Below are 8,215 nucleotides of genomic sequence, written 5' to 3'. Positions count from 1 at the left end.
TTTGTGATTAAGCTATAATATAAGGTGAGGTGATAGTATGTTTAAAATAGGCGATAAGATTGTTTATCCTATGCACGGTGCAGGCATAATTACCGAAGTACAAAATAAAGAGGTCTTGGGAGTTAAAAAAGATTATTATATTTTGAAAATGCCAATGGGGGAAATGAAAATCTCGATACCTGTAGATAAGATAAATGATATGGGAATAAGATTTGTTGCAGAAGAAGAAACTATTCATTCTTTAAGAGATATTTTAAAGAATAGCGAAGTTGATTTTCCTTCAAATTGGAATAAAAGGTACAAAGAAAATCTCGAAAAATTGAGAACGGGAGATATAAAAGAAACTGCTATTGTGTATAAGGGTTTGTATGAATTAGATTGTTCAAAAGGCCTATCCATGATTGAAAAGAAAGTACTTAATACCTCCAGAAAAATGCTCATTAGCGAAATTGCAAGTGGTTTGAATATTAAACCATCAGAAGCTGAAAGCATGGTGAACGAATTAATCGATTTAGATTAAAATATTTGTGAAAGGAGAAATATTTTGTTCAGACGAGGGATGTCAATACTGATATCTATCATCGGGGCTATTTTAGGAATTATATTTACTAATGTTATTTTCAGTAATTTTATTGAAAAATCAACTAGTGTGATTATTAAGATAGTTGCTATGATAATAGCGGCAGTCGTATTTGGATTCATATTTTATGCTTTGGCTCCGAAATTCATATCGGTAGAATTAAAATTGATAGAATCTATTGAAGATTCGCTTAAAAAGTTCTCTCTGGTCGATATTGTTATAGGGACAATTGGTTTGGTGGTAGGGCTGATATTAGCTTTTTTGATATCACAACCGTTGTTAAAATTAAATATTCCAGGGATAGGGACTGTGTTGACGGTTATTTTTGAGATTGTGTTTTATATTGGAATGGGATTTTTGGGAGCTAAGCTTGCTCTTAATTATCACGATGATTTTCTCGCATTTTTCGATAGAATCAAAACTAAAGAAAAACCAAATCTAAAATTTTCAAACAAAGATAGCAAAGTTAGACCTAAAATCGTAGATACTTCTACTATTATCGATGGTAGAATTATAGATATATTGAAGACGGGATTTTTGGAAGGAAATTTAATAATTCCAATATTTGTTATCGAAGAACTTCAACATATCGCGGATTCTGATAATTATTTGAGAAGACAAAAAGGAAGACGTGGATTGGATATTTTAAAAACTATGCAAACTGAGTACAAGGACAAGGTTAAAGTGGTTGATAAGAGATATCCTAATATTGATAAAGTCGATTCTATGCTCGTAAAAATGTCAGAAGAATTGAACGCAAATTTACTTACGAATGATTATAATTTGAATAAGGTTGCAGACTTGCAAGAAGTTTTCGTGTTCAACATAAATGATTTGGCAAATGCTATGAGACCTGTTTTTGTAGCGGGTGAGCCGATTAATGTGTCAATCATCAAAGAAGGACGTGAAAACAATCAAGGTATAGGCTACTTAGATGATGGTACTATGATTGTAGTGGAAGATGGCAAAAAATATTTGGGACAAGTTATTGATTGTACTGTTACAAGTGTTCTTCAAACTTCTGCAGGGAAAATGATCTTTGCAAAGAAATCTGATGGTAAAGATCAGTAGTTTTATATTGTATTTATTATTTGAACTTATTAGAGAACTATTTGCGTAGTTCTCTTTTTTTATTGCAAGAGCAAATCTTTTTAATTAAATTGATTTTTTGATATAATAATAATGAGGTGTTATATGGATAAATATATTTCAGCTATTATAACTGCGGCTGGATCCTCTCAAAGAATGAATAAAAAAATTCCAAAACAATTTTTGAAAATCAAAGACAAAATGATTTTGGAGATGACTTTGGATGTGTTCCAATCAATCGACGAAATCAGAGAATTCATTCTTGTAATTAGAGAAGAAGACGAAGAATTTGTACGAAATTTTATAAAAGATAAAAATTACAGAGATATCGTAATCGCTATCGGTGGCGACACAAGAGAAAAATCTACATACAATGGCTTGAATAAAGTAAATGAAAATTGTGATTTGATAATAAGCCATGATGCAGCTAGGCCGTTTATTAGACGTGAAAAAATACTTGAAGCCATTGAATCTATCGGCGATTATGACGGGCTTGTGGTGAGCGTGGGAGCTAAGGATACAATAAAATACGTTGATGACGATATGAGAGTTGTGAATACTCCTAACAGATCACATTTGTATATGGCGCAAACGCCACAAGTTTTCAAGTATAAGTCTATCAAAGATGCATACAAGCTAGTATTTGACGAAAAAATAAATGTGACAGACGATTCATCTTTACTTGAAATCGTCGGTAAAAAAGTAAAAATAATTAAGGGCGATTATTCCAATATCAAAATAACTACACAAGAGGATTTGCTATTTGGAGAGCTTATTGCTAGAAAGAGAGAAAACGAATGAGAATAGGTTTTGGGTTAGATGTACACAAACTTGTTGAAGATAGAAAATTGATATTAGGCGGGGTCGAAATTCCACACGATAAGGGACTTTTGGGTCACAGTGATGCAGATGTTTTGATTCATGCTATAATGGATGCTATATGTGGAGCACTTTGCTTGGGAGATATTGGCAAGTTATTTCCAGACACCGATATGAAATACAAGGACATTGATTCCAGAGTTTTGCTTAGAAAAGTTTTTGAAATTATGGATTATATGGGATATGAAGTTGGAAATATTGACTCTACGATTTCTTGCCAAAAACCAAAACTTAGAGATTACATCGACACAATGCGTGAAAATATCGCACAAGATTTGCACACTAATACATTTAATATTTCAGTCAAGGCAACTACAACAGAACAACTTGGATTCGAAGGCCGATGCGAAGGCATTACAGCTAACAGTGTCTGCATATTGAATAAAAAAGATTTATAGGTGATAATATGAATTTTCGAAGAAAAATAGCAATAGATTTGGGAACAGCGTCTGTTCTTGTGTATTTGCCAAACAAAGGAGTCGTATTGAATGAACCTTCTGTTGTGGCGATGAATAGTTTTAATTCAAAAATAATTTCTGTTGGAAAAGACGCTAAGAAAATTTTGGGGAGAACTCCAGGAAATATTGTCGCCAAAAAGCCATTAAAAGATGGTGTGGTTGCAGATTTTAATTCAACAGAAAAAATCATTTCATATTTACTTAAAAAAACTTTGGGCAAATCATTAATCAGACCAGAAGTTTTGATCTGCGTTCCAAGTCAAATCTCACAAGTTCAAAGAAGAGCTGTCATTCAAGCTTCAAAATACGCTGGAGCTTACAACACGTATTTAATTGAAGAGCCATTGGCGGCAGCTATAGGTTCAGGAATTGATGTGACAGATGCAAGGGGAAACATCGTCGTAGATATCGGTGGAGGAACTACCGATGTTGCGGTGATTTCCATGGGAGGAATTGTAATCAACAAATCAATTCCTGTTGCAGGAGATGAGTTTGACAGAAGAATACAAGATTTTGTCCAAACAAAATACAACATGATTATTGGAGAATCCACTGCGGAAAAAGTTAAAATAAATGTAGGCAGTGCATATCCTAGAGATGATGGAGAGTTGTACGAAATCAAAGGTAGAAATCTGGTAAATGGATTACCAATGCACATTTACGTTTCGTCAAAAGATATTTCAGTTGCATTGAAAAAGCCGATAGATAAAATTGTAGACACTGTACAAGAAGTTTTGGAACAAACTCCAGCTGAATTAGCGGCAGATGTTTACGAAAGAGGAATCATTATGAGTGGCGGTGGATGTCTACTGAAAGGATTGGATAAATTAATTTCTGAAAGAATTGGTGTGAACGCTAGGATTGTAGATGGTCCAATCACGGCAGTTGTTAGGGGAACTGGTAAATCATTAATGTGGATGGATAAATTAAAAGAAGACAGTGATTCTCATCAGGATTTGAGAAGAAAAGTAATTGTTAGCAGAATGAGATAAAATTGTAATTATTACAAATTGTATTCATTGTTTGTTAACGATGTGATATAATATATGTATAAAATAAAATAGGGGGTATTTTGATATGAAAATGATGACACAAGCAAATTTACAATCAGCATTTGGAGGAGAATCTCAAGCAAGAAACAGATACAACATTTGGGGGAATAAAGCTGAAAAAGACGGTTTTAAAAATGTTGCAAGATTGTTCAACGCTACAGCTGACGCTGAAAAAATCCACGCTGCATTACACTTTGATGCATTAAAAGATGTTCACGGTGATTTCGCAGTAACTAGCATGGCTGGTTTCGGAATTGGAAGCACTTCTGAAAACTTAGAAGGAGCTAGAAACGGAGAAATCTTCGAAGCAACTGAAATGTACCCAGCTTACATAGAAGTAGCTGAAATGCAAGAAGAAAAAGAAGCAGTAAGAGCTATGAGATTTGCTGTAGAAGCTGAAAAAGTTCACGCTGAAAGATTCGGAAAAGCAAAAGAATTCGTTGACGGTGGAAAAGACTTAGAAGTAGAAGAAATATTACTATGCCCAATTTGTGGATACATAGGATTTGAAAAAATCGATGCATGTCCAATTTGCGGATGTAAATCCGAAAAATTCATAGAATATTAATTTTTTGATATAAGCCGGGTAATACCGGCTTATATTTTTAAAATCTGGAGGAAATTATGGTAGAGAAAAAGGTTTGTATAACAAATGAGATAGGACTTCACGCAAGAGCTGCATCTAAATTTTTGAATGAAGCAGTAAAATACAATTCTAATATTGAATTCATAAAAGACAATAAAACATACAGTGGCAAAAGTATTATAAGCATTTTGTCATTATCAGCGCACAAAGGATGTGAGCTTATTTTAAGGTGCGATGGTGAAGATGAACAATTAGCACTTGAAAAATTAAGCGAATTAATTGAAAAAGGGCTGGATTATTAAAACATAGTATGAAAATGTTTTTACGGATAAATGGTTATATAATCGTTTAATTTTGCGAAAAATTGGTGATAATTTATGGTATCATATAATTAAAGAAGCATAGATGGGAATGATTAATTTGGTTTTTTTGGATAAATTTTTTAATATGATCAATACACTAAGATTTTTGGATATCATAGATATCGCTATAGTTGCGGTCTGTATTTACAAATTATATATGATGATAAAAGAAACAAGAGCTGAACAACTTGTAAAAGGCTTAGTAATCATATTTATTTTTGTAAAAATCAGTGATTCGTTGAAATTATACACTGTAAACTGGGTTTTGGAGAACATGATGACGGCTTTGGCTATCATGATAATAGTGGTATTCCAGCCTGAACTTAGAAAAATTTTGGAAACAATAGGTAGAAGTAATATTTTGACCAAATCATTTGCGGATATCAGAGGAGAAAAAGTGGATAAGTGCGTGGAAGAAATTGTACACGCTGTATTTTCACTTTCAAGACAAAGAATCGGTGCGTTGATTATCTTCGAAAGAAGTACAGGTCTTGGAGATGTTGTAGAAACAGGCACGGTTTTAAATTCTGCGATTTCTAGCGAACTTTTGATAAATATATTCATACCTAATACTCCACTTCATGATGGCGCAGTTGTAATCAAAAATGATACTATCAAAGCGGCGGCATGTTTTTTGCCATTGTCCACAGAACAATCCATATCCAAGGAATTGGGGACAAGACACAGAGCAGCTATAGGAATGAGTGAAAAAAGTGATTGTCTGGCACTTATAGTTTCAGAAGAAACAGGTGGTATTTCAATAGCTGAACACGGCAAAATCAACAGATACGTTGATGAACCAACTCTAACAAAGATTCTGACAAAATTATACAATGATCAAGATTCTTATATTTTCAACAGAAAGGAAATAGAAGATGAAAGATAAAATAAAGAATAATTCATACTTAAAAAATATTGACTTCAAAGGATTTTATTCAAACAATCTTATAATAAAAATAGTCTGTCTTTTTTTGGCGATATTTTTGTGGTCTTTTGTAATGGAAAATAAAAACCCTGTAGTAACAAAAGATATTCCAGTAGTAAATGTTGAATATCGCGACATAGATAAGTTAAGGGAAAATGGGAGGGTGATTATATCCCCTAAAAATCCGACAATATCTATGCGCGTGGAAGGAAGAAGAAACACAATAACCAAAATGAAAAATTCAGAAATAAAAGCTTTTGTCGATGTAAAATCCATAAAAGTGGATTCTGAAACATTACCTGTGCAAGTAAATCTTCCTCAAGGAGTCAACGTAACTGATCAATCTGACGAAACTATTTTAGTGAAAACAGAAACAGTCGATACGGTTAAATTCCCTATAAGATTAATGAAGGTTGGGGATTTACCAGAAAATGTGGAAATTGACTCCATAAAACTAGATCCAAAAGATATAAAAGTATCTGGAGCGAAAACATATCTTAATTCAATTGATTACGCATCAGTCAAAATCGATCAGTCAAATATTGACAAAGATATCAACTTAGATTTACCGATTAATCTAAGCTTAAAAGACGACACGGCAAGATCATACTTGACCAAATCATCTGAAAGTTGCAAAGTAATAATCGATGTATTGCTGAAAAAAGATGTCGAAATCAAACCGGTTGTGACTAATATTCCAGATGGATTGAAAGTTAAGAAAGTTACATTTAGTAGACCAACAATCAAGATAAAAGGACAAGATGATATTATAAAATCACATTCAAATATAACAACCAAAGCAATAGATTTAAAAGATTTTAAAGAGGGAGAAAACACTGTAGATGTAGCATTGGATTTACCGCAATCAATAGTCCTTGCAGAAGGCTCCAATGGAAGAATCACAGCAACAGTTGTCCTGGAAAAATAATATGAAAATTAAAAACGAAATTACATTGATAACAATTGTACTAGGTGCAATTCTAACAATAATTTCATTTTATGTGGAAAAGTTGCTGAAACTTCACCAGACTTATCAAAATTATTAAGCCAAGTAATATTTTTCTCATTGCCAATAACATCTTTTATTGGTGTGTACTTTTCATATAAAACTGAAACTTTTAAAAACTTAATAATAAACACATTGTTCTTGTTACCGATTACAAGTTTTATGTTTATAAAAAAGCGAGTGCAAACTCGTTTTTTTATTTGAAAAAGATGCACATTTTAATTGATTTTTACATTATGTGTTATAATTAGATTATAAAAATAGAGGGGGATATTGATGGGAAAATATTTCGGAACTGACGGTATAAGAGGCGTTGCAGGCGAAGATTTAACTGTTGAATTAGCTTATAAGCTTGCGAGAGCAGCTTGTTATAAATTAAAAGATGTAGATAATAAATTAATTGTTATAGGAAAAGATACTAGAATTTCTGGGGATATGTTGGAAGCGGCTTTGATTAGTGGAATTACTAGCATGGGTTTTGATGTTTACAGATTAGGAGTAATTCCTACACCAGCTGTGGCGTATTTGACTAGATTTTACAATGCTTGTTGCGGGATAGTGATTTCTGCAAGCCACAATCCTTACGAATTTAATGGAATAAAATATTTTTCGAATGAAGGTTTCAAATTAAAAGATAGTCTTGAAGAAGAAATCGAATATTTGATTGATCATCAAGATGAAATTAACGTAAAAATTACAGGAGAAAAAGTAGGTAGAGTTTATGAAGAAGAATGCGCAAAGGATACATATATCAATTATCTTTTGAGCAGGGTTGATTTGGATTTGACTGGTGTGAAGGTGAGCTTGGACTGTGGTTATGGAGCTACTTCTGAAATCGCACCAATTATTTTCAATAGATTAAATGCTAATGTGACTGTTACAAATACAGAATACGACGGAAAGAATATTAACTTCAAATGCGGTTCAACAAATCCTGAAGTTATAAGTAATTTGGTAAAAATTTCTGAATCTGATATGGGATTTTCGTTCGATGGAGACGGGGATAGGTTGATTGCTTGTGATGAAACTGGTGAAATAATGGATGGAGATCATGTTATTTGTGCAGTTGGACATTTCTTAAAAGAAAACAACAAGCTTAAGAATAACGCAGTTGTAGGAACTGTTATGACTAATATCGGTCTTATAAAAAGCTTGAAAGAAATTGGCGTGGATGTTATCAAAACACAAGTTGGGGACAGATACGTTCTTGAAGAAATGAGAAAAAATGGCTACATTATTGGTGGAGAACAATCAGGACACATTATTTTCATAGAAGAT

10 protein-coding genes are annotated in these 8,215 nt (G+C 32.9%); all 10 read left to right on the top strand.

Annotation, left to right across the window (positions count from 1 at the left end):
• Positions 1 to 37 precede the first annotated feature (37 nt).
• Positions 38 to 520 carry a CarD family transcriptional regulator gene (locus KHW44_RS03995; protein ID WP_278726238.1) on the top strand — a complete coding sequence of 161 codons (483 nt, stop codon included), beginning with the start codon at positions 38 to 40 and terminating at the stop codon, positions 518 to 520.
• Positions 521 to 544: 24 nt separating this feature from the next.
• Positions 545 to 1,651, top strand: a complete 1,107-nt coding sequence (locus KHW44_RS03990; protein ID WP_304066253.1) for a PIN/TRAM domain-containing protein — start codon at positions 545 to 547, stop codon at positions 1,649 to 1,651.
• Between the two features lie 123 nt (positions 1,652 to 1,774).
• A complete protein-coding gene (ispD, locus tag KHW44_RS03985) occupies positions 1,775 to 2,470 on the top strand; it encodes a 2-C-methyl-D-erythritol 4-phosphate cytidylyltransferase (protein ID WP_304066250.1) in 696 nt (231 codons plus the stop codon).
• Complete coding sequence (gene ispF, locus KHW44_RS03980) at positions 2,467 to 2,946, top strand: 2-C-methyl-D-erythritol 2,4-cyclodiphosphate synthase (protein WP_304066247.1); 480 nt, start codon at positions 2,467 to 2,469, stop codon at positions 2,944 to 2,946. The genes ispD and ispF overlap by 4 nt, the downstream gene beginning before the upstream one ends.
• 8 nt (positions 2,947 to 2,954) lie before the next feature.
• The gene (locus tag KHW44_RS03975; RefSeq protein WP_304066244.1) at positions 2,955 to 3,998 is read left to right on the top strand and encodes a rod shape-determining protein; all 1,044 of its coding nucleotides are present in this window, start codon (positions 2,955 to 2,957) and stop codon (positions 3,996 to 3,998) included.
• A gap of 85 nt (positions 3,999 to 4,083) precedes the next feature.
• The gene (locus KHW44_RS03970) at positions 4,084 to 4,626 is read left to right on the top strand and encodes a rubrerythrin family protein (protein ID WP_304066241.1); all 543 of its coding nucleotides are present in this window, start codon (positions 4,084 to 4,086) and stop codon (positions 4,624 to 4,626) included.
• A gap of 56 nt (positions 4,627 to 4,682) precedes the next feature.
• Positions 4,683 to 4,946 carry an HPr family phosphocarrier protein gene (locus KHW44_RS03965; RefSeq protein ID WP_304066238.1) on the top strand — a complete coding sequence of 88 codons (264 nt, stop codon included), beginning with the start codon at positions 4,683 to 4,685 and terminating at the stop codon, positions 4,944 to 4,946.
• A gap of 103 nt (positions 4,947 to 5,049) precedes the next feature.
• Positions 5,050 to 5,892 carry a diadenylate cyclase CdaA gene (gene cdaA, locus KHW44_RS03960; protein WP_002835149.1) on the top strand — a complete coding sequence of 281 codons (843 nt, stop codon included), beginning with the start codon at positions 5,050 to 5,052 and terminating at the stop codon, positions 5,890 to 5,892.
• A complete protein-coding gene (locus tag KHW44_RS03955) occupies positions 5,882 to 6,859 on the top strand; it encodes a YbbR-like domain-containing protein (RefSeq protein ID WP_304066234.1) in 978 nt (325 codons plus the stop codon). The genes cdaA and KHW44_RS03955 overlap by 11 nt, the downstream gene beginning before the upstream one ends.
• A 354-nt stretch (positions 6,860 to 7,213) precedes the next feature.
• Positions 7,214 to 8,215, top strand: a 1,002-nt coding sequence (locus tag KHW44_RS03950) for a phosphoglucosamine mutase (RefSeq protein ID WP_304066231.1), incomplete at its 3' end; no start/stop codon positions are given.

The organism is Finegoldia magna (genome assembly GCF_018371055.1).
Lineage (GTDB): Bacteria > Bacillota > Clostridia > Tissierellales > Peptoniphilaceae > Finegoldia > Finegoldia magna_I.
The sequence above is the reverse complement of the archived record's forward strand: the minus strand, read 5'-3'. Positions and strand labels throughout refer to the sequence as shown.